The following is a 25,073-nucleotide window of genomic DNA, read 5'->3' as shown; positions in this document are numbered from 1 at the left end:
CACATGAAAGGAAGGTTGCTATGAACGCTGAAATTATTGCAGTTGGCTCAGAGCTTCTGCTCGGCCAGATCACTAATACGAATGCGCGCTTCATTTCCGGGCATCTCGCCGAAATCGGGATCAACGTCTATTACCATACAGTAGTAGGAGACAACCCGGAGCGCTTGAAAGACACGATCGCCGTCGCGGAATCTCGTGCTGACCTGATCATCTTCTCGGGTGGGCTTGGGCCGACAAAAGACGATTTGACAAAGCAGACCATCGCCAATCATCTGGGTACAACACTGGCAATGGATGAAGAAGCCATGGTGTCAATTGCTGCCTACTTTGAACGCGCTGGCCGCCCGATGACCGACAACAACAAAAAGCAGGCGCTTGTACTTGAAGGCTGCGAGGTGCTGTTCAATGAGAATGGTATGGCGCCTGGAATGATGTACCAAAACGGCGATCATATGTACATGTTGCTGCCCGGTCCGCCGCATGAACTAGAGCCGATGTTCCAATTCGAAGCGAAACCGAAATTGGTGCGCATGCTCAATGAAGGAAATATTATCTTGTCGCATGTCTTGCGTTTTTACGGCATCGGGGAAGCAGAACTCGAAGACCGGCTGCAGGATATCTTGGACAAACAGACCAACCCCACAATTGCACCGCTGGCCTCTGCCGGCGAAGTGACATTGCGCATCACGGCTAAAACGGATACGACAGAGCAGGCATGGGAATTGATCGAAGCAGCCAAAGAAGAAATTATGGAACGCGTCGGTGACTATCTGTACGGCTATGATGACGATTCGCTCGCTTCGAAAGCAATCGACCTGTTAAAACAGCAAGGCAAAACCATTTCGGCTGCTGAAAGCCTGACGGCGGGGCTGTTCCAGTCAGAACTAGCATCCGTAACAGGGGCAAGTGCTGTATTGAATGGTGGCGTGGTTGTTTATAATGAGCAAATGAAGATTCAGCAACTCGGCATGGCTGCTGAATTTTTCGAAAAGCATTCTGTTGTTAGCGAAGAAACGGCAGCTGCAATGGCGGCTGCCGCACTGGAAAAATTCGGCACTGATATTGCGGTAAGCCTTACCGGAGCGGCCGGTCCAGATGCACATGGCGAAGAGCCGGCTGGTACAGTATGGATTGGTATTGCAAGTGCTCAAGACACCCATACTTACCGGCTCGAACTGTCCGGCTTAAGAAACACCAATCGCTTACGTGCTGTGAAACTAGGTCTGTATTACTTGATACGAACACTAACAGATGAAGATGCGCGCAAAATTTAATTTTGCGTGTTTTTTTATGCCCATTTCAGGGGAATGATAAAATAGCGGGGGTCAAATTCGGTAAACATTTATACGAACACGAATAAACGTTCGCTTTTTTCTTGTAAATTTCTCAATAAACTAGTATACTGAAATCAGTTAGAAAATTGGTTTTCACATAAGAGGAGGATTTCTTTTGAGCGATCGTAAAGCAGCGTTGGATATGGCGCTAAAACAAATAGAAAAGCAATTCGGTAAAGGTTCTGTCATGAAATTGGGTGAGAGTACGGGCCATAATGTCTCAACTGTTTCCAGTGGGTCATTGTCACTCGACATCGCACTCGGCATAGGCGGATATCCGCGCGGACGAGTCATTGAGATCTACGGACCTGAAAGTTCAGGTAAAACGACGGTCTCACTTCATGCTATTGCTGAAGTACAAGCTTCTGGAGGAACAGCTGCATTTATCGATGCAGAGCACGCACTTGATCCGGTTTATGCCAAAGCACTTGGCGTCAACTTAGATGAACTATTGCTGTCTCAGCCAGATACTGGCGAACAGGCACTTGAAATTGCAGAAGCGCTTGTGCGCAGTGGTGCAGTAGACATCGTCGTCATCGACTCGGTAGCGGCACTTGTACCAAAAGCTGAAATCGAAGGCGAAATGGGCGATTCTCACGTCGGTTTGCAAGCTCGTCTCATGTCACAGGCTCTCCGTAAACTTTCGGGTGCCATCAATAAATCAAACACCATTGCTGTATTCATCAACCAAATCCGAGAAAAAGTCGGCGTAATGTTCGGTAACCCGGAAGTAACACCAGGCGGACGCGCATTGAAATTCTATTCGTCTGTCCGACTTGAAGTGCGTCGTGCAGAAGCGTTGAAATCTGGCAATGACATCATCGGTAACCGGACAAAGATTAAAGTCGTTAAAAACAAAGTAGCACCACCTTTCCGCACAGCGGAAGTAGACATCATGTACGGACAAGGGATCTCGCGCGAAGGTGAAATCGTCGACCTTGGGGCAGACCTTGATATCGTCCAAAAAAGCGGTTCATGGTATTCTTACAACAACGAACGCGTTGGGCAAGGCCGTGAAAACGCCAAGCAATTCATGCGTGAGCACGAAGACACACGCAACGAAATCGCTGGCAAAGTCCGTGAACATTACGGCATGACAGCAGCGTCTTATTCCGTTTCTGTACCTAAAGATGACAAGAAAGAAGCAGAAGACTTTAACTTGCTCGTCGACGAAGAGGAATAGGCAGTACTTGAAACTTTATAATGACTTTCTTTAAAGACTGCGAAGCGGATGCTTCGCAGTCTTTTTACAAGCAAGTGGCGCCGGCTTGGCAGGGTTGACAGCGCATAGGTCCATCTATACAATTAAAATTGTATTATTTACTAATTTTTAAACGAATGATGAAAGACAAAGAGTTATTGATTCATCCTTTGAAAATGTAAAAAATCAATAGCAAGAGGAGGTGTTCGAATGGGTATTACTGAGTTCATCTTCGCTTTGCTTGGTATCATCGTCGGTGTAGTTGTTGGGTATTTTGCATTGAAAAAGGCAAACGATTCCAAAATGGCAGGCGCCAAACATTCCGCAGAGCAAGTGGTCGAAGATGCAAAACGGGAAGCAGAGGCGCTGAAAAAAGAAGCCTTGCTGGAAGCGAAAGACGAAAATCATAAATTGCGTACTGAAGCTGAATCTGAAATTCGCGAACGCCGATCGGAAATGCAGAAACATGAAAATCGGTTGTTGCAGAGAGAAGAAAATTTGGATCGCAAGGATGATGCATTAAACAAACGCGAGGCCGGACTTGAACGCAAAGATCAGGCTCTTGCCGAAAAACAACAGCATATTGAACAGATGGAGAGCAAAGCTGAAGAGTTGGTTCAGCAGCAACAAACCGAAATGGAACGGATTTCATCTTTGACACGCGAGGAAGCGAAAAGCATCATTCTCGAGCAAGTGGAAAATGAATTGTCGACAGACATCGCAGTTATGGTCAAGGAATCGGAAGCCCGTGCCAAAGAAGAATCGGACAAAAAAGCGAAGAATATCTTGTCGCTCGCGATGCAGCGCTTTGCTGCAGACCATGTAGCGGAAACGACTGTTTCCGTGGTCAACTTGCCGAACGATGAGATGAAAGGCCGCATTATCGGGCGTGAAGGACGCAATATCCGGACGCTTGAAACCTTGACGGGCATCGATTTAATCATCGATGATACGCCGGAAGCGGTCATTCTTTCCGGATTTGACCCGATCCGCCGCGAAACGGCACGTCTGGCACTTGAGAAATTGGTGTCGGACGGGCGCATCCATCCAGCGAGAATCGAGGAAATGGTTGAAAAGTCAAGACGTGAAGTCGATGAACAAATTCGTGAAATTGGGGAACAAACCACATTTGACGTAGGTGTACATAACTTGCATCCAGACTTGATCAAAATACTCGGTCGACTCCGCTACCGCACAAGCTATGGCCAGAACGTCCTGAAACACTCGATGGAAGTGGCGTTCTTGTCAGGCCTCATGGCAGCAGAGCTTGGGGAAGATGTGACACTTGCAAGACGTGCAGGTCTCTTACACGATATCGGCAAAGCCATCGACCATGAAGTCGAAGGCAGCCATGTCGAGATCGGCGTCGAGCTTGGAACGAAATACAAAGAACATCCGGTCGTCATCAACAGCATCGCCTCCCACCACGGGGATACGGAAGCGACTTCGGTCATTTCGGTCATCGTCGCAGCAGCGGATGCACTATCCGCAGCACGTCCAGGTGCCAGAAGCGAAACGCTCGAAAACTACATCCGCCGGCTTGAAAAGCTGGAAGAGATTTCAGAGTCTTATGAAGGCGTCGAGAAATCGTTCGCCATCCAAGCAGGCCGCGAAATCCGGATTATGGTTCGTCCGGAGCAGATCGACGATATGACAGCTCACCGCCTTGCACGCGATATCCGCAAGCGCATCGAGGAAGAATTGGATTATCCAGGACATATCAAAGTGACGGTCATCCGCGAAACGCGTGCCGTTGAATACGCAAAATAAAAACGAAAAAGGCTTCGTTGAATATCCATTCAAAGAAGCCTTTTTCTTATGGAGAAAGGTGATTGCATGAAAGTTTTATTTATCGGGGATATTGTAGGGTCGATCGGGAGAGAAGCACTCGAAAGTTATTTGCCGCGGCTGAAGCGCAAATATGCACCCGATGTCGTCATCGCAAACGGCGAAAACGCCGCTGCAGGACGCGGCATTACCAAATCGATTTACCAGGATCTATTGTTCATGGGGGTCGACATGGTGACAATGGGTAACCATACATGGGACCAAAAAGAAATTTTTGATTTTATCGACGATGTGGATTACTTGATCCGCCCGGCAAATTTTTCGGAAGAGGCACCTGGACGCGGCATCGCAACTGTCACGAAAAACGGCAAAACCTTGTCGGTCATCAATTTGCATGGCCGTGTGTTCCTTCCTGCCCATGACGATCCGTTCAAAATGGCAGATGAGTTGATTGAAGAAGCAAAGCAAGTATCGCCGCTCGTCTTCGTCGACTTCCATGCGGAGGCAACAAGCGAAAAGATTGCGATGGGCTGGCATTTGGATGGCCGCGCTTCTGTCGTTGTCGGGACGCACACCCATGTCCAAACAGCGGATGCACGTGTTCTCCCTGGCGGAACGGCGTATATTTCGGATGTCGGCATGACCGGCCCATACGACGAAATCCTCGGCATGAAAAAAGATTCTGTTTTGTATCGTTTCAAGACGAATATGCCGACGCGCTTTGAAGTGCCAAAGTCGGGCCGTTCGGTCGTCAGTGGATTTTTCACGGAGATTGACGACAATACAGGCAAAGCTCTGAGATGCGAGAGAATCTACGTCAACGAAGATTACCCGTTCCAAGCATAAGTAAGCTGGTGTCGAATTAACGACAATTGCCCGGACAGCTTGTATCGAGCCTCATTCGTTCAGTATAATGATTAGAGATCGCCGAATGGCTGGCTTGAGACGAAATTGTTGTCGAGCTTAGCGGATTCACTGTACAATCGTAAGCGAACGTGTTCTGACAGATAAAGAAAATCAAAATACAGCGTCTGATGCCGGTTCTCGGCACCGGACCAGGAAATGGGTGTCTACGGAAATGACTTATACAAAACAACAAATCGTCGATAAAGCGCGTGAAGTGGCAGACATGATCGCCGAAACAGAAGAAGTGGATTTCTTTAAGCGTGCGGAAGCACAAATCAATGAAAACCAACAGATCCGCGAAAAAATCGCCAGCTTGAAAAGCCTACAAAAACAAGCGGTCAATTTCCAGCATTACGGAAAAGAACGCGCGCTTGAATTGATCGAGAAGAAAATCCAGAAAATCGAAGAGGAAATCGACGCTGTGCCGATCGTTCAAGAATTCAAGCAATCACAAAGCGATGTCAATTCGCTGTTGCAGATGGTTTCAACGGCGATTGCCAATCAAGTGACGAACAATATCATCACGGATACCGGCGGCGACTTGCTGCGCGGCGAAACAGGGTCCAAAGTAAGAAACGATGGCGGCGGAGGCTGCTCATAATCCACAGCGCGAAACAAATGGCGCAGTGATCTAAAGAAACTGAAAGAGCCCAGCTCTTTCAGTTTTTTCGTTTCTGCCTACGAGTTTGTTATAATGAGGAAACGAACAATTGAATGAATGAGAGAGGGTAAACAATGGCACCGACACCAATGATCCAACAATATTTGCAAGTGAAATCCGAATATCAGGATGCCTTCCTGTTTTTCCGTTTGGGCGATTTTTATGAAATGTTCTACGACGATGCCATCAAAGCATCCCAGCTTCTAGAAATCACATTGACGAGCCGTGGCGGCAACGGGGAAGACCGCATTCCCATGTGTGGTGTGCCGCACCATTCTGCCAAAAACTATATTGACCAGCTAATCCAAAAAGGCCACAAAGTCGCGGTATGCGAACAAGTGGAAGACCCAAAAACGACGAAAGGCGTAGTCAAGCGCGAAGTGGTTCGGCTCATCACACCTGGTACCCATACCGAGGGCAAAAGTGTCGACGCCAAAGCGAATAATTTCATCGCCGCGGCCGATGAAGTGGCAGGTGGTTTCGGTCTTGCGTATTTAGACATTTCAACGGGCGAATCGACTGCCACCTACATAGCAGGCAATGAAAAAGCACTGCTCAACGAACTCCAGGCACTGCACATCCGGGAACTGGTTGTCTCCGAGCAATTGCGCTTATTACTAGCAGAAGAAGACCAGCAGCTGATTTTATCAGTGGAGCATATGGAGGCGCCTTTTTCGGCGGACCCGGCTTTATTCGCCGAATGCCCAAGCGAGCTCGAAATGTGCGGCAAACGCTTGCTTGCCTATATCTCATCGACACAAAAGCAATCGCTCGGCCATATCCAGCCCTTCGTATTCCGTGAAAATGCCCGCATCCTGGGCATTGATTATTACTCAAAACGCAATCTGGAGTTGATCGAATCCATTCGCGGCGGCGACAATAAAGGCACGTTATTATGGCTATTAGACGAAACAGTCACGGCCATGGGCAGCCGTAAATTAAAACAATGGCTGCATCAGCCCTTGGCGGACCGCTTTGCGATCGAAGCACGCCAGCAAATGGTGGAAGCTTTAATGGATCGTTATTTCGTGCGCGTGGAATTGCAGCAATTACTGAAACAAGTGTATGACTTGGAGCGTTTATCTGGACGTGTGGCATTCGGCAGCGCGAGCGGGCGGGATTTGGCGCAGCTGCGCAATTCCTTGGAGAAGATTCCAGAACTTGTACGTGAGCTTGCGGATTCAGGACACGCCTCGCTCGAGCAATTCAGCGCCGGGTTAGACCCTTGCCCGGAAGTTTGCGAGTTGCTGGCAGCGCTCAGCGACAATCCACCGTTATCGGCGAAAGAAGGCGGCATCATCCGTGACGGCTTCAACACGCAATTGGATGAATACCGGGACGCTTCTCGAAACGGCAAGGACTGGATTGCGGAACTCGAGCAAAAAGAACGTGCGAAAACGGGCATCCGATCCTTGAAGATCGGCTATAATCGTATTTTTGGCTATTATATTGAGATTTCAAAAGCCAATATGCATTTGGCGGACCTTGATCGATACGAAAGAAAACAGACCTTGGCCAATGCTGAGCGCTATATCACGCCGGAGTTGAAAGAAAAAGAAACTTTGATCTTAACGGCGGAAGAGAAAAGTTTGACACTGGAATACGAATTATTCGTCAGTGTGCGCGAACAAGTAAAGGAATACATTTCGCGCATCCAGCAATTGGCTTCCAAAGTCAGCGCACTCGACGTCTATATCAGCTTTTCGGAAGTCGCGGAAAAATATCGCTTCACGAAACCGGCCTTTAACGATGGGCGGAAAATTTCGATCCGCGAAGGCCGCCACCCAGTCGTCGAGAAAATGCTCAACAAACAGCATTATGTCCCGAATGACTGCGAACTCGGCGATGATGGCAATATGCTGTTGATCACTGGGCCGAACATGTCCGGTAAAAGCACTTATATGCGCCAAGTCGCCTTAACGATTGTCCTTGCGCAAATCGGCAGCTACGTCCCGGCGGCTTCTGCAGAATTGCCGATCGTCGACCAGATTTTCACGCGCATCGGCGCAGCGGATGACCTCGTATCCGGCCAAAGTACGTTCATGGTCGAAATGATGGAGTCGCAATACGCCATCACCCATGCGACAGAACGCAGTTTGCTGCTGTTTGATGAAATTGGGCGCGGTACCTCTACTTACGACGGCATGGCGCTGGCGCAATCGATGATTGAATACATCCATGAACAAATCGGCGCCAATACCTTGTTCTCGACGCATTACCACGAATTGACGGCTTTGGAAGAGACGCTTCCGAAGCTTAGCAATGTCCATGTCTCAGCAATGGAACAATCCGGAAAAGTGGTGTTTTTGCATAAAGTAAAACGAGGCCCTGCCGATAAGAGTTACGGTGTCCATGTAGCGGAACTGGCCAATTTGCCGGAAGCGATTTTGCGCCGCGCGCGTGAATTATTGCTTAGTTTTGAGGCGGATAACCATAAAACACAGCAGCAAGCCGAACAATTATCGTTTTTTGATGAACGCGATACGGTGAACGAAGAAGTTCTGCAAACCATCAAAGATGCGTCGATTTCGCGCATGACGCCGCTCGAAGCGTTGCAGCTGATCAACGATTTGCAGGAGAAAATAAGCGGAGGAGGCTGATACCATGGGCAAAATCCGGTTGATGGACGAACCGCTGTCCAATAAAATCGCGGCAGGGGAAGTCGTCGAACGGCCGACTTCTGTCGTCAAGGAATTGGTGGAAAATGCGATCGATGCCGGCAGCACGGCTATTGAAGTGCTGCTAGAGGAAGCAGGACTGACATCGATACAAATTATCGATAATGGTTCGGGGATGGACGAAGAAGACGCGTTATTGTCTTTTTCAAGACATGCCACTAGCAAAATCGAAAATGAACACGACCTGTTCCGCATCCGCACGCTTGGCTTTCGCGGGGAGGCGCTTGCGAGTGTCGCCTCCGTCTCGAAAGTGGTGCTGAATACTTCGGACGGAACGGCCGGGACGCATTTGGAAATTGAAGGCGGGCGGCTAACTGAACAGCGTGCGGGGGCATTGCGGCAAGGGACGGATATCCGCATCGGCCAATTGTTTTTCAATACGCCAGCAAGATTGAAGTACATGAAAACCTTGCAGACGGAACTCGGGCATACGATTGATTTGATGAACCGCTTTGCGCTCAGTTATCCGGAGGTTTCATTCCGCTTAGTCCATGACGGCAAGCAATTGCTCCAGACAGCGGGCAGCGGTGAAATCCGCCGTGTGCTGGCGGATATTTACGGTGTGGCCATCGCCAAGAAAATGGTCGCGTTTGAAGGCGAATCAGCTGATTACCAAATCGAAGGCTTTGCCTCACTGCCTGAAATTACACGCGCCAATAAAAATTACATCTCGCTGTTCGTCAATGGCCGGTGGGTCAAGCATTATGCCATCGCCAATACGGTGCACAAGGCCTATCATACGTTTTTGCCGCTTGAACGCCAGCCAATTGTCGTGTTGAACATCAAAGGGGATCCGTATTTAACCGATGTCAACGTACACCCATCGAAACAGCAGATCCGTCTCAGCAAAGAAAAGGAATTGCTCGAACTGGTCCACGATACGATTCGCCGAGCCATCCAGACCGCCGTACGTGCACCAGTTATCGAAAAGCCGAAGCCGGCTAAGCAGGCGCCGAGCCGTCAACTGGATTTGTGGAAGCGGCCGGCTGAAGAAACAGTGCGCCGTCAACCGGAGATTCCAGCATCGATGGATTGGAAACAGGACAAATTGAATGAACGTGCTGAAGATTTTCAGCTGGAGCCAAGACTTGAAACGGTCATTGAACCATCTCATGAACCAGTAGAAGCTGTGCAGGGGCCTTTTGATGAGCCCGAAAACTTGCAAGGGATTGACAATAGCCCGCAATTTCCGGAACTCGAAGTGGTCGGCCAGATCCATGGCACCTATATTGTGGCGCAAAGTTCGGATGGCTTTTATTTGATTGACCAGCACGCTGCACAAGAACGCATCAAGTATGAGTTTTTTCGCGAAAAAGTCGGAGATACCGACTCGAATGAACGCCAGTCGCTGCTTTTGCCATTAACCTTCCATTACAGCCGGGATGAAGCGATGCATTTAAAAGAGCAATTAAATGTCTTGGAAGAAAGTGGCGTGTTCCTTGAGGAATTTGGTGAGACGACGTTCATTGTCCGAGAATATCCGACCTGGTTCCCGAAGGGCTTTGAACAGGAAGTTATCGAGGATTTGATTGAACAGGTATTGGCGGAGCGCAAAGTCGATATCAAGAAGCTGCGCGAAGATGCGGCCATCATGATGAGTTGCAAACGCTCGATCAAAGCGAATCACTTTTTGCAAAAACACGATATGGAGCGTTTATTGGCCGATTTGAAAAAAGCACAACAACCGTTCACTTGCCCTCACGGACGGCCGGTCATTATCCATTTTAAAACCTACGATATCGAAAAAATGTTCAAACGCGTAATGAATTGAGTAACAGTGCTTAGTTGCGTGTATTTAGAACAAGAGAAAAAAGATGTTCATCACAAAATTTTAGAAGGGGTGTAGATCAATGGATATGACAAATTCATACATACGGGTTTCAGATGGCCAAGAAATATACTGCAGCCTGTATAGAACGGACAACCCGAAAGGCCATGTGCACATTATTCATGGAATGGCTGAGCATAGCGGCCGTTATAAGGAGTTTATTGGATCTCTGAATCAACAAGGGTTTACCGTGTCAGCGCACGATCAAAGAGGACATGGAAAAACGGCAGAACGCAACGGGGTAAGAGGGTATTTTGCAGAGTCTGATGGCTTCTCAAGGGTAGTAGAAGACGTGCAAGAAGTCATTCGCCATACACAACAGGAAATCGGCAAGCTGCCTTTTATCCTGATGGGGCATTCAATGGGTTCATTTGTCGCGAGGCGATACTTGCAGTTGCATGGGCAAAACGTTGACTGTGCTGTGCTGTCTGGCACCGGCGGACATCCTGGATTTTCCTTATCGGCGGGTATTGCAGCCGCTAAAAGTTTCAGCAAGCTGGAAGGAAAAACTGCTAGTAATCCGGTTCTCGGTAACTTGATCTTCGGTAGCTATAACAAAGATTTTCTTGATGAGAAATCTAAATTTTCTTGGTTGAGCAGCAAACGTCAAGCGGTTGAGCAATTCGAAGCGGATCCATGGTGTGGATTTGAGATGGCCAACCAGTTCTATGTCGACTTGTTCGAAGGTCTCGACATCATTCACCGGATGGAAGAGGTTGAACGCATCCCGAAAAGCCTGCCGGTCCTCTTTATCAGTGGAACGATGGATCCGGTCGGCAGAAAAGGGAGTGGCGTATTTGAAGTCGCGGCGCAATTTAATAAAGCAGGCATCGACAAAGTAAAAGTTTATATGGCAGAAGATGGGCGTCATGAAGTGATACATGAAGTGAAGGCAAATACGTATCAGCAAACCATTCTCGACTGGATGAACGATTATGGTTGAAGTAATTGCCATCGTCGGCCCGACAGCTTCAGGGAAAACCGCGCTTAGCATCGAACTCGCCGAGCGTTTGGGCGGCGAGGTCATCAATGGGGATTCAATGCAGGTTTATCGGGGAATGGATATTGGGACGGCTAAAATCCGTCCGGAGGAAATGGCTGGCATCCCACATCATTTACTCGACATCCGCAATCCAGAAGAATCGTTTTCGGTGGCTGAATACCAAGAGTTGGTACGACGAAAAATCGTCGAAATCCAACAGCGCGGCAAGCTTCCGATTATTGTCGGCGGAACGGGGTTATACGTCCAATCGGTGCTGTTCGATTACCGCTTTTCTAAGCAGCAAGTCGACGAAGAACTCAGGCAAACACTGCATTCCGAACTCGAACGCTTAGGACCGTTGGCGATGCATAGCAAGTTAATGGAGCTAAATCCGGGCATTGACATCCACCCGAACAATACGCGGCGCGTTCTGCGTGCCTTGGAGATTTTATTGAGTGGCGAGGAGAAAGAAGACGGCAGTCTAGCTCAGGCACCAATGTACGATGAGTTGATCATCGGCCTCGATGTGCCAAGGGCCAAATTGTATGAGCGCATCGACAGCCGCGTCGATCAAATGATAGGCGCTGGCTTGTTGGATGAAGTCCGGCATTTGTATGATGGCGGACTGCGGGATGTTCAATCCATCAAGGCGATCGGCTATAAGGAATTGTATGGATATTTTGATGGCTTGTATCCATTGGAAGAGGCGGTTGTGAAACTGAAACGCAATTCGAGAAAATACGCCAAGCGTCAATTTACCTATTTCCGCAATAAAATGCCGATTCTTTGGCTGGATGCAACAGCAGATAAGGAAAACAATGTGGAAGAAATTATGCGCTTTTGGCAGGAAAACGACCGCAACCGTCGAATTGAACAAATGGCTAAAACTATACGCTAGAGAAACAGGGGGAGTTCCATGAAACCGGTTAATATCCAAGATGTGTATTTAAACCAGCTGCGCAAAAACAATATTTTCGTTACAGTATTTTTACTGAACGGCTTTCAATTGAAAGGCACCATTAAATCTTACGATAATTTCACGGTGCTGGTAGAGACGGAAGGCAAGCAACAATTGATCTACAAGCACGCCATTTCGACTTTTTCACCGGCAAAGCCCGTGTCGATTGAACACCAGGAGTAAACAGGCAATCGACCAGTAAGATAGGAGGGATAACGGATGAAATCAATCAGTACAGATGAACTGAACCAGAAAGTGGACGCTGGAGACGAACTCCACATTATCGACGTTCGTGAGAAAGAGGAAGTAGCGAATGGCATGATTCCAGGATCCCGTCATATCCCACTCGGTGAATTGCCAGAGCGCACCGGGGAACTGGATTCCTCGAACCAGTATTATATTGTTTGCCAGGCAGGTGGCCGCAGTGCCAAAGCTGCAGATTACTTGGAGTCGAATGGATTCCAACCGGTCAATGTCGACGGCGGCATGACGTCTTGGCGCGGCATCACAATTTACGGATGAGAAAAAGCCGATCGGCAAATGCCGATCGGCTTTTATCATGTCGTGAGAATTTTGCGTGTCGGCAATCTCCACTTATACGTATAGGATAGGATTCTTAGCAAGGTAATGGCTAAAGCTAACGCATAAAGCATGACATCAGTCCGGATTACATCAATACTGATCAATAATCCCGCAATCGCCGCCCAGACAGCGTATATTTCAGCTTTCAATACCAAAGGCTTTCTACCGGCGAGAAGGTCTCGCACCATGCCGCCGCCGGATCCCGTCAAAACAGCAGCTACCACCGCGGCATAGACCGGCAAGCCCAAGTCCACTGCAAACAATGCCCCTTGCACAGCGAACGCAGACAAGCCGATGGCATCGAAAAAATGGCCCCAGCGATTCCAGTGGCCAAGTGTCTTATGTGGGAACAAGAACACGATGGTGATGGAGATGAGCGCCAATTGGAACATGAATTCCTGTTCCCATAAAGCGGATACTGGGACCCCAATCAATAGGTTGCGGATGGCCCCGCCGCCGAATGCAGTCACAACGCCAAGCAAATAGACGCCGAAAATATCGTATTCTTCTTCCATGGCGATGATCGCCCCGGATACCGCAAATGCAATGGTCCCGATGGCGCTTAGTACTTCCCAAGCCATTATTCGACGCCCTCCTTAACTTAAACAACTCTATGAATTGTAGCAGAATTGGAGTCATTTTCAAATAGCCTAATGAGCAATCAACCACCGAAGAGAAATGGAGATTCCTATGTATAATCTAATCAAAAAAACAGAAGATATGATTCGACCGCAGTTAGAAGCTGCAGATGACGTCTCATTGCACAACCAGCAGAAAGTGCTTGCAGCCTTCCATCGCCAGAAAGTCAGCGATCATCACTTCCACCCGTCTACAGGCTATGGATATGATGACGAAGGCAGAGATACATTGGAGCGGGTCTATGCCGACGTCTTTAAAGCAGAAGCGGCGCTTGTCCGCCCGCAGATCATTTCAGGCACACACGCCATCACGATTTCCTTGTTCGGCATCTTGCGGCCAGGCGATGAACTGCTCTATATTACAGGCCAACCCTATGACACGCTCGCTTCGATCGTCTCGGGTGGAGAGGAAGATACGGGTTCCCTCAAGGATTTCGGTATCTCTTACCGGCACGTGGACCTGGACGAACAGCATCAAGTGGATTGGCCATCCGTTGAACAAGCCATCACAAACAATACCAAAATGATCGCGATTCAGCGTTCAAGAGGCTATGATAACCGGCCTTCTTTCACCATCAGCGAAATCAAGGGCATGGTCGAAAAAATCCGGAAAATCAATCCGGATGCTGTCATATTCGTCGATAATTGCTACGGCGAGTTCGTAGAAACCGAAGAGCCAATTGAAGCGGGTGCAGATCTCATAGCCGGCTCGTTAATCAAGAATCCGGGGGGCGGCCTTGCCAAAATTGGCGGATACATCGCAGGTAAACGCAAATTTATTGAAAAATGCGCTTACCGCATGACCTCTCCGGGTATAGGAGGGGAGGCTGGAGCTTCCCTCAATGCACTCGCTGACATGTATCAAGGATTTTTCATGGCCCCGCATATCGTGTCCCAAGCCTTGAAAGGAGCGGTCTTCACCGCAGCTTTATTGGAGACTGCCGGCATGAAAACCAGCCCTCATTACAGCGCGGCACGGACAGACCTGATCCAATCGGTCTCATTCCAGACGGCTGAACAGATGGTGGCGTTTTGCCGTGCGATCCAAGCGAATTCCCCGGTCAATGCACAGTTTCTGCCTGAGCCTGCCTATATGCCAGGCTACGAAGATGATGTCATCATGGCGGCCGGCACCTTTGTGCAGGGCGCGAGCATCGAATTGACCGCTGACGGGCCGATTCGTGCACCATTTACTGCATTTGTCCAAGGTGGATTGACTTATGAACATGTGAAGCTGGCGGTCGTCAACGCATTGCACGTTTTGGAGAAAGAACAATTACTGTAAGTGATTGTTAAAACAGTCTGTAAAAAGTCATGTCAGAAAATCTAACATCTGTTTGACAAATAACCTGACATGTAATAAACTGAAAATGTAGTAATTAGTGAAATGGGTGAAACTTATGACAAATCGGGTTCGCCGCACCATGCCCATTCTCCCGATCAGCATCGTAATGCAACTGACGGATTTGACAGCGCGGCAAATACGCTATTACGAAGAGCAGAAGCTGATCAGTCCGGCCAGGACAGAAGGCAATAAGCGCATGTTTTCATTAAATGATGTCGATGCACTGCTCGAGATTAAGGATTATCTGGAGCAGGGCCTTAATGTCGCGGGCATCAGAAAACTGTACGAAACCAAAGAGATGCCGCAAAACGATCAAGCCGAGCCGAAGACATTGAGTGATGCAGAACTCCGCAGCTTATTGCGTGAGGAGATGAAGCATCAAGCACGGCCGTTTAGCCAGGCATCCCAACGACACGGTGATTTATCCCGTTTCTTTAAATAAGCGGGCTACATAATATAACCTAGGAGAGTGAACAGTACATGAGCAAGTATTCAAAAGAAGACATTATTCGATTGGTAAAAGAAGAAGACGTCAATTTTATCCGCCTGCAATTCACCGACATTCTCGGCGTTATCAAAAACGTAGAAATCCCAACATCACAGCTTGAAAAAGCACTCGACAATAAAATGATGTTTGACGGCTCTTCAATCGACGGCTTCGTCCGCATCGAAGAGTCCGATATGTACCTGTTCCCAGACCTTGACACGTGGGTAGTATTCCCATGGATTACTGGGAAAGGGAAAGTTGCGCGTTTGATCTGCGATATTTACAATGCAGACGGCACGCCATTTGCTGGAGATCCACGTACAAACTTGAAGCGTGTTTTGAAAGAGATGGAAGAACTTGGATTCACTCACTTTAACCTAGGGCCAGAGCCAGAATTCTTCCTGTTCAAACTTGATGAAAGAGGCGAACCGTCTCTTGAGTTGAATGACCATGGCGGTTATTTTGACTTGGCACCGATGGACCTTGGCGAAAACTGCCGACGCGACATCGTGCTTGAGCTGGAGGAAATGGGCTTTGAAATCGAAGCTTCCCACCACGAAGTGGCACCAGGACAACATGAAATTGACTTTAAATACGCAGATGCCATCAAAGCTTGCGATGATATCCAAACCTTTAAACTTGTGGTCAAAACGATTGCCCGTAAACACGGCCTTCACGCAACATTCATGCCGAAACCATTGTTCGGCGTCAACGGTTCAGGCATGCACATGAACGTTTCCTTGTTCAAAGGCAACGAAAATGCTTTCCTGGATGAAGATGGCGATTTGAAGTTAAGCAAAACGGCTTACCAGTTCATGGCAGGCATCATCGAGCATGCGAAAGCATTCACGGCTGTTACAAACCCGACAGTCAACTCGTACAAACGCCTTGTACCAGGCTATGAAGCACCTTGCTATATTGCTTGGTCTGGCCAGAACCGTAGCCCATTAATCCGCATTCCGGCTTCCCGTGGCTTATCCACTCGCGTAGAAGTGCGTTCAGTTGACCCTGCTGCGAATCCTTACTTGGCGATGGCTGTACTTCTTGGAGCTGGCCTTGACGGCATCAAGCGTGACTTGACTCCGCCAAAAGCTGTTGACCGCAACATCTATGCAATGAACCGCAAAGAACGCAAAGAAGTCGGCATTGAAGATTTGCCAGGCACATTGTATGCAGCGCTTGATGAGTTGCAAAACGATGAAGTCATGACAAAAGCGCTCGGTTCACACATTTTGAATAACTTCGTGGAAGCGAAGGAAATCGAATGGGATATGTTCAGAACTAGCGTCCATCCTTGGGAGCGAGAGCAATATTTGAAAATGTATTAATATCAAAAACCGGAGCCCAGTGCTCCGGTTTTTTCAGTTTGTCGAGAAAGATAAGAAATCGTATTTTCCGAAGCTTATCGCTCGCTTTCCTCGGGGCGGGGATCGAGCCTCCTCGTCACTAAAGCGTTGATCAACTCTCACTACGCTCGAGCATCGCAAATGAATGTGCTCAGCACAGCTTCGCTCATTCATTGCCTGCGGGGTCTCTCAAACCCGCTGATCCCGTAGGAGTCGAGCGAACGCTTCTCCAAATACTTCGAAAGATCATTGGTTATTGAATGTAGAAATACCACTCGATTTAATTCGTAATGGATTTATGGACTTCTTCAACACTCTGCAAAAACCGGAGCCCACTGCTCCGGTTTTTTTATGATTGAAAGTAATTTAGGCCATACGGTAAAAGGGTAAGGTAAACTCAAGGAAAACTGTTTTAAGATTGTGCCCTTTCACACATACGCTGAGTGGGGAAAACGTGGTAAGATTTTACTTATATGAAAGAACTTTTAATATCTGGAGGGATAAAATGAGGTTTATGAATGTCATCATCGTATTTCTCATTGCTTTTTCGTTTGCGGGAATCGTCTTATATGCAGTGGGCCCGAACTTATCGTCGGAGGCAGTAGCGCAAAAAGCATTTGAAGAACTCGAGCAAAGCGGCAAGATGGAGGAAATGGTCCAACAAATCGAAGCTGATCCACAAGTCAGCCGTTATATGGAAGAATGGCAGTCGCAGCAAGAGATTCCGGAAGAAGAGCAAGACAACGGCATGGAAGAGCCGCTTGAAGAAGAAACTACCAATGAAGACAACTCTATAGAAGTCGACTCAACACTAGTGCCAGAAGACCAGGAATTGGCTTTTGAAACCAAAGAGGATGCGGCTAGCGTTATGATCGAAAAAGTCGGCTTCCGCAATTTGCTCAAAATGAAAAATGCAGTTGAAAACGATACCATGACAGCCGAACAAGTCATGAATGAACTCGATAATGATTTGAACGAGGAAGAGATGCTGGCTTTGAAAGTGATGATATTTAAGGAATGGCAAAACCGAAACTAAGCGGCAGTTTATGCTACACTAATACAAGCACTTCCATTCATTTTGAAGGGAGGAATCTCGATGAAAACGTTTCAAGTAGAATTTTTCTTTGATCAAGGAAATACCATCGTGCATACAATGAAAGCGATAGACAAAGAATCCGCCATAAGCCAAGTGCCATCTAATGGCACTTATGAATTGACGGACGAAGCGAATGGCAAGATATACCGCATCACCATCAACTTGGTCAAATACATCGTCGTGACAGAAACTTAAGAAAATTAAATAAAACAATAAAAGCAGCCAGGGGTGAATATCTCTGGCTGCTTTTCAGTTACTAAGGTTACATAAGATAATTATAGAGAAAAAAGCCATAGAAAAAAGGAGGAAGTCATGTTTCCTCCTTTTTTCTATGGCTTCTTGAATTAAAGCAAGGTACTTAATGGATTTGGCGGTAGACACCGACAACTTTCCCTAAAATGCTCACCTGATCGACGATAATCGGATCCATTGATGAATTTTCGGGCTGCAGGCGGAAGTAATTGTCCTCACGGAAGAACCGTTTGACGGTCGCTTCATTTTCCTCGGTCATGGCAACAACGATGTCTCCATTATCCGCAGTCTGCTGTTGTTTGACGACAACATAATCGCCATTTAGAATGCCGGCTTCGATCATGCTTTCACCCATAATCTCCAACATGAAAATATGATCTTCCTCCGTACCGTAGGTTTGAGGCAGCGGAAAATATTCTTCGACGTTTTCGATCGCAGTGATCGGCATCCCGGCCGTAACTTTACCGATAAGCGGCACATGGAGGACAGGGCTCTTGTCGATGAGCGCTTCTTCCGAACCGATGATTTCGATGGCTCTTGGTTTGGTCGGATCGCGGCGGATCAACCCTTTACTTTCGAGTCTCGCTAGATGGCCGTGGACAGTTGAACTGGATGCAAGGCCTACCGCTTCGCCAATCTCCCGGACTGAAGGTGGATAGCCTTTTGCACGGACTTCATCTTTTATGAAATTCAGGATGTCTTCCTGACGCTTAGATACTTTTTTCACCAGTTTCACCTCTTTATAGGATTTATTTAAGATTAACTATCTATAGTATAGCAACTCGGGCATTGAAATGCAAACATAGGTTCGAATTTAATCTTGACAAGAAACGCCCGTTCGCTTTAATATGAGAACATACATTCCGAACAAATATTCTAAAGGAGGCGGCTTGAATGACATTCTTTCGACGGAACTCATATTTGGTTTTCTTTTTCTCACTCATAGTAGTGTTTACATTTTACGCGGTGATCAGCCATAATGCCGAAAAGCAGCAATTGGGCGAGCTGCAAATTGAAAAAGGTGATACGCTATGGGAGCTGGCTGAATCGTTCAGCGGCGAAACTCCCCATCATGAATGGATAGAAGAGATCATGGAAGTGAATAATTTGAAGACGACGAAAATCGTAGCAGGGCAATCATTGAAGATTCCGGCAGAACAGCTGAACTTCTCGCCGGATGAAACTAAATACTATGCAGGTGATGCAGAATGAAGAAAAAAGCTCTAGTTTACTGCCGTGTCAGTACCACTAAGGACGAGCAGGAAACTTCACTCGAACGGCAGGAAGAAGAACTGCTGTCGTTTGCATTCGAGCAAGGTTATCTAGTGGAAGACGTTTATAGTGACCAGCACAGCGGCTATGAAATGGATCGTGAAGGGCTTCTCGAGATGCTCAATCAAGTGAAGAGCGAAAAGGTCGATGCCGTCTTCATTCAAGATGAGACGCGTCTTGGCAGAGGACATGCACGTATCGCTTTACTGCATGTCATGAAAAAACATGAGGTGGATGTCTATACATTGTCTGACCATGGCCCGATCGCTTTGAACGATATGGATGACATGGTCCTTGAAATCTTGGCGATCGTGGAAGAATACCAGCGTAAAATCCACAACGCCAAGATCAAACGGGGCATGAAGCGTGCGGTGGAGAATGGCTATAAGCCGGAACGCAATTTAAAAGGAAAAGGCAACCCGGACGGCCGCGAGCGGCTGGATCTTCCGGTAGACCAGATTGTCAGCTTAAAAGCGAGCGGCTTAACCTTTCATGAAATCGCCGTCACGCTGCAAGGCTTCGGCTACCAAGCAAGCAAAGCGACGGTGCACAGACGTTTTCGCGAATACCAGCAAATGAAAGAAAGCTGAAATCTTGCACTGTCCCGCCTTTTTTTGTAACATGGAGCAGTAGAAAGGTGGACTTTACATGCTATCTCCAGATAAGATCGGCCGCATCAATGAACTATCGAAAAAGTCCAAGCGTGACGGACTGACGCAAGAAGAAGCAAAAGAACAATCGGCGCTGCGCCAGGAATACTTGCAAAGTTTCCGCAAGTCGATGCGCGGGACAATTGAAAACGTTACCGTCTTCGATCCAGAAGGAAAAGACGTAACGCCAGACAAAATCAAAAATAAACGGGAGAATAAGTATTTGAATTAATACTTATTCTCTTTTTCGTTGTATTCTTTCCTAGAGTTGACTAAACTAGAATAGGATTAAATTTAGTTTCAGAGAGGATGTCACTATGTCAAACCATGCAGATCAACTTGCAGTAAATACCATTCGAACACTTTCCATCGATGCGATTGAAAAAGCCAATTCCGGACACCCGGGACTTCCAATGGGCGCCGCTCCAATGGCGTATACACTCTGGACAAAACACATGAACCACAACCCGAACAACCCAGACTGGTTCAACCGCGACCGTTTCGTCCTGTCAGCAGGACACGGCTCCATGCTTCTTTACAGCCTGCTTCATTTAAGCGGATACGGATTACCGATGGAGGAAATCAAAAACTTCCGCCAATGGGATTCGAAGACGCCAGGGCATCCTGAATACAAGCATACAGTTGGAGTCGAAGCGACAACTGGACCGCTTGGCCAAGGAATCGGCATGGCTGTCGGCATGGCAATGGCAGAACGCCATTTGGCAGCTACATACAATAAAGAAGGCCTAGACATCATTGACCACCACACGTTCGCTCTATGCGGAGACGGTGATTTGATGGAAGGGGTTGCTGGGGAAGCGATTTCTCTTGCAGGACACCTAAAATTGGACAAATTAGTCGTGTTGTATGACAGCAACGACATTTCACTCGACGGCGATTTGTCGATGAGTTTCTCAGAGAACATCCAGAAGCGTTTCGAGTCATACGGCTGGAACTATCTCCGCGTGGATGACGGCAACGACATGAACGATCTTTCTGCAAAAATCGCTGAAGCGAAAAAATCTACTGACAAACCGACATTGGTGGAAGTCAAGACGGTTATCGGCTATGGTTCCCCGAACAAATCTGGTAAAGCGGATTCGCACGGTGCACCACTCGGCGAAGATGAAATGAAATTGACGAAAGAATACTATAAATGGACGTTCGATCAAGATTTCCACGTTCCGGAAGAAGTCTATGAAACATTTAAAGAAGCGACAGATTCACTAGGCGCGAAAGCGGAATCAGCTTGGAACGAGTTGTACACGCAATACGAAGAGCAGCATCCTGAACTTGCTTCACAGTTGCAATCAGCCATCCGCGGCGATTTGCCGGCTGATTTCGACTCACAGTTCCCGCAATACGAAGTCGGCAAAAAGCAAGCGACACGTGCATCATCCGGCGATATGGTCAATGCCATCGCTAAGACGGTTCCTTCGTTCTTCGGTGGCAGCGCCGATCTTGCCGGTTCGAACAAAACTAACATCAAAGATGGCGGCGACTTCGACGCTGAGCATCCAGAAGCCCGCAATATCTGGTTCGGCGTGCGTGAATTCGCAATGGGCGCTGCACTTAACGGCATGGCGCTCCACGGTGGCTTGCATGTATTCGGTGGCACGTTCTTCGTGTTCAGTGACTATGTCCGTCCAGCGATCCGCCTAGGCGCTTTGATGGGCCTTCCGGTCACGTATGTGTTCACTCACGATAGCGTAGCAGTCGGAGAAGACGGGCCGACGCATGAACCGATCGAACAGCTTGCATCACTTCGCGCAATGCCGAACTTGGGCATTATCCGCCCAGCCGACGCGAACGAAACAAAAGCAGCATGGCGCTTGGCGCTCACGTCTAAAGACAAGCCGACCTTGCTCGTATTGTCCCGCCAAAACTTGCCGGTTCTCGAAACGACTGGTGAAAAAGCAGAAGAAGGCGTCGAAAAAGGCGCTTACGTTGTGTCTCCAGCTGATGATGCACAAGCTTTGCTTCTAGCGACTGGATCAGAAGTCAGCCTAGCTGTAGAAGCACAGAAACAATTGAAAGAACAAGGCATCTCGGTGTCTGTTGTGTCGATGCCATCATGGGATCGTTTCGAAAAGCAGGACAAAGAGTACAAAGAATCCGTCTTGCCGAAAAATATCACAAAACGCCTCGCCATTGAAATGGGCTCATCATTCGGTTGGGATCGCTACACTGGATTTGAAGGCGATATTCTCGCGATCGATCACTTCGGTGCAAGCGCTCCTGGTGAGAAAATTATGGAAGAATTCGGTTTCACGCCTGAAAATGTTGCATCCAAAGTGAAGCAATTAATCAACGGGTGAATACCGGTTTAGTTCTCGGTTTTTGAGAACGCAATGAAAGTTTTAAAAGAGGTGAAGCCGTCAGAAATTAATTCTGGCGGTTTTTTCTTGTGCAAAAAATTTTTTGTTCGATCTTTTTATCGGCCTAGCCGATTATAATCATTTTAAGAGGTGGGATTATGAAGAAATTATGGAGTTTAATACCAGCATTTGGTATTTTCATAGCTATAAGCATTGTCGGCTTTTTTGGAGGCATTGTGTTATTGCTCTCGGGGGAAAGGGCGTGGCTGCCGCTGTTTTTCTTTGTCCTGCTGTTTTTGTTTTTCATTTTTTTGTTATCCAAGAGAATTGGCGACGTAAAAAGGTGGAAACAGTCAGCGATAGTGTTCGTTGTTCTTGCCATCATGTTGGCCGTTTGGCCGCTTTACCAAGCATATTTGGATTCCATCCCGGGGGTTTCGGCTGAAGTGGACGTCTATTCCTATATGCCGTTTCAAGAAGACTCCAAGCTCATTGTGCTAAACGAGGAGCCAGAACTCCAATTTGAAGAGAAATTGCCACGGCTGGACGGGGCGACGGCACTTTACCCATTATATGCAGCCGCAGCAGAAATGCTCTATCCGGAAGATTGGTATGAACCATCCGACAGCGAAGTGATGGTCAATACCACGCCTTTTGCTTATTCCAATTTGTTTGAAGGAGAGGTGGATGCAATTTTTGCCGCTGCGCCATCACAGGGGCAGTTGAAAACAGCAGATGCCAAGGGGCTCGAGCTTACACTGACGCCGATCGGGAAAGAGGCGTTCGTCTTTTTCGTCCATGCAGACAACCCGGTCGAGTCATTGAGTTCTGAAGATCTTCGCATGATCTATAGCGGCGAAATCACCGATTGGTCTTCAGTTGGCGGAGAGGTTGAAGAGATCAGGGCTTTCCAGCGGCCTGAAGACAGCGGCAGCCAAACAGCACTGCTTCAGTTCATGAGCGAGGTGCCGGTGATGGAGGCTCCCCGTGAAAACATAGAAGAAGGCATGGGCGGCATCATCGATCAGGTGGCAGAATATAAAAATCACAAAAATGCGCTCGGTTTTACATTCCGTTTCTACGGGGAGGAAATGGCCGGCAATAAAGTGATTCAATATTTGGCTATCGATGGCGTTATTCCGTCAGTTGGCGCCATTCGAAATGATGAATATCCCCTAACTTCGGAGTTTTATATCGTCACCACGCAGCATAGCAGTCCGGAAGCCTTGGAACTGGCACAATGGTTCACTTCCGGTCAAGGGCAGCGCTTAGTTGAAAAAACGGGATATGTGCCCTTGAATTCGTCCGATGAGTGAGCGTACCGTCGCTGCTCAGGGTGTGATGGGAGGCAGTCTTTGTTTCTCCGCAATTTTAATGCCGTTCATATAGTCACGTCCTGAAATTTATAGTATAATCCTTTTTGGTGCATGATTTAATTGGCAACACGAAGGAGGTAATTTGTATGGATACATGGATCTGGATTGTTATCGTTATTGTGGCTTTACTCGCAGGTGTTGCACTTGGATTCTTTATCGCTCGCCGATACATGATGAAATATTTGCAGGACAACCCACCGATCAACGAAGAGATGCTGCGGATTATGATGATGCAAATGGGTCAAAAACCATCTCAAAAGAAAATCAACCAAATGATGGCTCAAATGAACAAAGCCTCGACAAAACCGGGCAAAAAATAAACGCTTATGCAATTATTCGCCCATAGGTGATGAATACAAAAAGAACCACCGTTCGCTTCTGAACGGTGGTTCTTTTTTGTCTTTAAGTCAGCTGGAAATCTGTGAAACGCCCACAGCAGGTTTAGGTATCGACAGGTCGTGGGCCGTCAAGAACTCTGCAACCATTCCTTCATATTCGTCGGGATTTTTATTGAATGATTGGGCATGTTCACCCTGTTCGAATAATTTCAGCTCTTTGGGGCCTTGTTTCAATTCGAATAATTCCTTCGTCATTTTCGGCAAGACGAATTCATCTGGCAGGCTGTGGATGAACAGCACAGGCTTTGCAATCTTTTTGACGACTTCCCTAGGCGATACGGTCGTGATGGAATAGCCGTCGCGCAGTTTCAGAAATACATTGGCAAGGCGAAGCGCCAAAGAAGTGCGCATCGGCGTCGTCGTGCGCATGACGTGCAAAATTTGTTCGCTGATATCGGAATAAGCACAGTCGGAGATATAGAAATCCGCTGAGTCTTCCATTCCAGCATATAATAGCGTCGTCGCGGCGCCCATCGATTCCCCGTGAATTCCGAAGAACAGAGATGGGCCGACATGGAGTTTCAAGGCTTTCACGACTGCCTGCAAATCCAGCTTCTCGTAATGGCCGAAGCTCGTTGTCTTGCCACCGGATTCGCCGTGCCGGCGGTGGTCATAGACGACAGAGTTGAACCCGAGGCGTTCGAACATGCGCGCATATTTAAACGAATTCATTTTGCTTTCGGTAACGCCATGGCAAATGATGACGTAACGGTTTGTGGTGTGTGGCTCCAGGAAAATCGCTTTGATCGGATAGCCATTGGCGGATTCAATCCATTGTTCGCTTTTCTTGACGTTGGCATACCAAGTTTCATCGTAGCGTTTGGCGTTCGTTTCCCTTTCCAAAATCAAGGATGCGTCTTTATTCTTTACATACATGAGACGGTTGCTTGTGGCAAAACCCAATGCGGCAAAAGATGCAGTCAATGTGCTCGAGACGATGGCTGTTGTCATCAATAATCGCTTTTTCACGGCGCACA

General features: G+C 47.7%; 25 protein-coding genes. 22 read left to right on the top strand and 3 right to left on the bottom strand.

The annotated features are described in order from the left end of the window. Positions 1-20 precede the first annotated feature (20 nt). From KTG14_RS01220 to KTG14_RS01170, 11 genes are all read left to right on the top strand, one after another. Positions 21-1,274 (top strand): competence/damage-inducible protein A, encoded by a 1,254-nt coding sequence (locus KTG14_RS01220; protein WP_216968637.1) that lies wholly within the window; start codon positions 21-23, stop codon positions 1,272-1,274. Between the two features lie 175 nt (positions 1,275-1,449). Further along, positions 1,450-2,517, top strand: coding sequence for a recombinase RecA (gene recA, locus KTG14_RS01215; RefSeq protein ID WP_216968636.1), 1,068 nt, complete (start codon positions 1,450-1,452; stop codon positions 2,515-2,517). A 228-nt stretch (positions 2,518-2,745) separates the two neighbouring features. Then, positions 2,746-4,305 carry a ribonuclease Y gene (gene rny / locus KTG14_RS01210; protein ID WP_211654413.1) on the top strand — a complete coding sequence of 520 codons (1,560 nt, stop codon included), beginning with the start codon at positions 2,746-2,748 and terminating at the stop codon, positions 4,303-4,305. Between the two features lie 66 nt (positions 4,306-4,371). Continuing rightward, positions 4,372-5,169, top strand: coding sequence for a TIGR00282 family metallophosphoesterase (locus tag KTG14_RS01205; RefSeq protein WP_216968633.1), 798 nt, complete (start codon positions 4,372-4,374; stop codon positions 5,167-5,169). A 232-nt stretch (positions 5,170-5,401) separates the two neighbouring features. After that, on the top strand, positions 5,402-5,830 hold the full coding sequence (locus tag KTG14_RS01200; protein WP_211654411.1) for a YlbF/YmcA family competence regulator: 429 nt from the start codon (positions 5,402-5,404) through the stop codon (positions 5,828-5,830). A 134-nt stretch (positions 5,831-5,964) separates the two neighbouring features. Beyond that, positions 5,965-8,490, top strand: coding sequence for a DNA mismatch repair protein MutS (mutS, locus tag KTG14_RS01195; RefSeq protein WP_216968632.1), 2,526 nt, complete (start codon positions 5,965-5,967; stop codon positions 8,488-8,490). Positions 8,491-8,494: 4 nt separating this feature from the next. Then, positions 8,495-10,339, top strand: coding sequence for a DNA mismatch repair endonuclease MutL (mutL, locus tag KTG14_RS01190; protein WP_216968630.1), 1,845 nt, complete (start codon positions 8,495-8,497; stop codon positions 10,337-10,339). A 79-nt stretch (positions 10,340-10,418) separates the two neighbouring features. After that, entirely contained in the window at positions 10,419-11,339 is a 921-nt protein-coding gene (locus tag KTG14_RS01185; protein ID WP_216968628.1) for an alpha/beta fold hydrolase, read from the top strand. Further along, a complete protein-coding gene (gene miaA, locus KTG14_RS01180; protein WP_216968626.1) occupies positions 11,332-12,276 on the top strand; it encodes a tRNA (adenosine(37)-N6)-dimethylallyltransferase MiaA in 945 nt (314 codons plus the stop codon). The genes KTG14_RS01185 and miaA overlap by 8 nt, the downstream gene beginning before the upstream one ends. 18 nt (positions 12,277-12,294) lie before the next feature. Beyond that, entirely contained in the window at positions 12,295-12,519 is a 225-nt protein-coding gene (gene hfq, locus KTG14_RS01175; protein ID WP_058380502.1) for an RNA chaperone Hfq, read from the top strand. A gap of 36 nt (positions 12,520-12,555) precedes the next feature. Then, positions 12,556-12,858: a rhodanese-like domain-containing protein gene (locus KTG14_RS01170; protein ID WP_216968624.1), complete on the top strand. Its 303-nt coding sequence runs from the start codon at positions 12,556-12,558 to the stop codon at positions 12,856-12,858. Positions 12,859-12,893: 35 nt separating this feature from the next. Here KTG14_RS01170 and KTG14_RS01165 read toward each other — a convergent pair whose 3' ends face one another. Then, on the bottom strand, positions 12,894-13,499 hold the full coding sequence (locus tag KTG14_RS01165) for a trimeric intracellular cation channel family protein (protein ID WP_216968622.1): 606 nt from the start codon (positions 13,497-13,499) through the stop codon (positions 12,894-12,896). Positions 13,500-13,608: 109 nt separating this feature from the next. On the opposite strand from KTG14_RS01165, the gene KTG14_RS01160 reads away from it, so the two are divergent. The 5 genes from KTG14_RS01160 to KTG14_RS01140 all read left to right on the top strand — a co-directional run bounded on the left by KTG14_RS01160 (position 13,609) and on the right by KTG14_RS01140 (position 18,025). Further along, the gene (locus tag KTG14_RS01160; RefSeq protein WP_216968620.1) at positions 13,609-14,841 is read left to right on the top strand and encodes a methionine gamma-lyase family protein; all 1,233 of its coding nucleotides are present in this window, start codon (positions 13,609-13,611) and stop codon (positions 14,839-14,841) included. A 115-nt stretch (positions 14,842-14,956) separates the two neighbouring features. Then, positions 14,957-15,343, top strand: coding sequence for a MerR family transcriptional regulator (locus tag KTG14_RS01155; RefSeq protein ID WP_211654403.1), 387 nt, complete (start codon positions 14,957-14,959; stop codon positions 15,341-15,343). 38 nt (positions 15,344-15,381) lie between these two features. After that, entirely contained in the window at positions 15,382-16,716 is a 1,335-nt protein-coding gene (gene glnA / locus KTG14_RS01150; RefSeq protein WP_216968618.1) for a type I glutamate--ammonia ligase, read from the top strand. Between the two features lie 523 nt (positions 16,717-17,239). Further along, entirely contained in the window at positions 17,240-17,770 is a 531-nt protein-coding gene (locus tag KTG14_RS01145) for a hypothetical protein (RefSeq protein ID WP_216968616.1), read from the top strand. Between the two features lie 60 nt (positions 17,771-17,830). Further along, positions 17,831-18,025, top strand: coding sequence for a hypothetical protein (locus tag KTG14_RS01140; protein ID WP_216968613.1), 195 nt, complete (start codon positions 17,831-17,833; stop codon positions 18,023-18,025). 163 nt (positions 18,026-18,188) lie between these two features. Here KTG14_RS01140 and lexA read toward each other — a convergent pair whose 3' ends face one another. After that, positions 18,189-18,809, bottom strand: coding sequence for a transcriptional repressor LexA (gene lexA / locus KTG14_RS01135; RefSeq protein WP_058380510.1), 621 nt, complete (start codon positions 18,807-18,809; stop codon positions 18,189-18,191). A gap of 167 nt (positions 18,810-18,976) precedes the next feature. On the opposite strand from lexA, the gene yneA reads away from it, so the two are divergent. The 6 genes from yneA to KTG14_RS01105 all read left to right on the top strand — a co-directional run bounded on the left by yneA (position 18,977) and on the right by KTG14_RS01105 (position 24,018). After that, positions 18,977-19,294 (top strand): cell division suppressor protein YneA, encoded by a 318-nt coding sequence (yneA, locus tag KTG14_RS01130; protein ID WP_211654400.1) that lies wholly within the window; start codon positions 18,977-18,979, stop codon positions 19,292-19,294. Beyond that, on the top strand, positions 19,291-19,944 hold the full coding sequence (locus KTG14_RS01125) for a YneB family resolvase-like protein (protein ID WP_101190489.1): 654 nt from the start codon (positions 19,291-19,293) through the stop codon (positions 19,942-19,944). Before yneA ends, KTG14_RS01125 begins: the two co-directional genes overlap by 4 nt. 58 nt (positions 19,945-20,002) lie before the next feature. Continuing rightward, complete coding sequence (locus KTG14_RS01120; RefSeq protein ID WP_216968612.1) at positions 20,003-20,236, top strand: DUF896 domain-containing protein; 234 nt, start codon at positions 20,003-20,005, stop codon at positions 20,234-20,236. An 85-nt stretch (positions 20,237-20,321) separates the two neighbouring features. Continuing rightward, positions 20,322-22,322 carry a transketolase gene (gene tkt / locus KTG14_RS01115; RefSeq protein ID WP_216968604.1) on the top strand — a complete coding sequence of 667 codons (2,001 nt, stop codon included), beginning with the start codon at positions 20,322-20,324 and terminating at the stop codon, positions 22,320-22,322. A 158-nt stretch (positions 22,323-22,480) separates the two neighbouring features. Next, complete coding sequence (locus KTG14_RS01110; protein ID WP_216968602.1) at positions 22,481-23,638, top strand: PstS family phosphate ABC transporter substrate-binding protein; 1,158 nt, start codon at positions 22,481-22,483, stop codon at positions 23,636-23,638. A gap of 146 nt (positions 23,639-23,784) precedes the next feature. Then, positions 23,785-24,018, top strand: a complete 234-nt coding sequence (locus KTG14_RS01105; protein WP_058380516.1) for a YneF family protein — start codon at positions 23,785-23,787, stop codon at positions 24,016-24,018. 87 nt (positions 24,019-24,105) lie between these two features. Here the strand turns inward: KTG14_RS01105 and KTG14_RS01100 are convergent, their stop codons facing one another. Then, complete coding sequence (locus tag KTG14_RS01100) at positions 24,106-25,065, bottom strand: alpha/beta hydrolase (protein WP_216968600.1); 960 nt, start codon at positions 25,063-25,065, stop codon at positions 24,106-24,108. Between the last annotated feature and the right edge of the window lie 8 nt (positions 25,066-25,073).

It is taken from the genome of Planococcus sp. CP5-4_YE (assembly GCF_019042655.1).
GTDB lineage: Bacteria > Bacillota > Bacilli > Bacillales_A > Planococcaceae > Planococcus.
The sequence above is the reverse complement of the archived record's forward strand: the minus strand, read 5'-3'. Positions and strand labels throughout refer to the sequence as shown.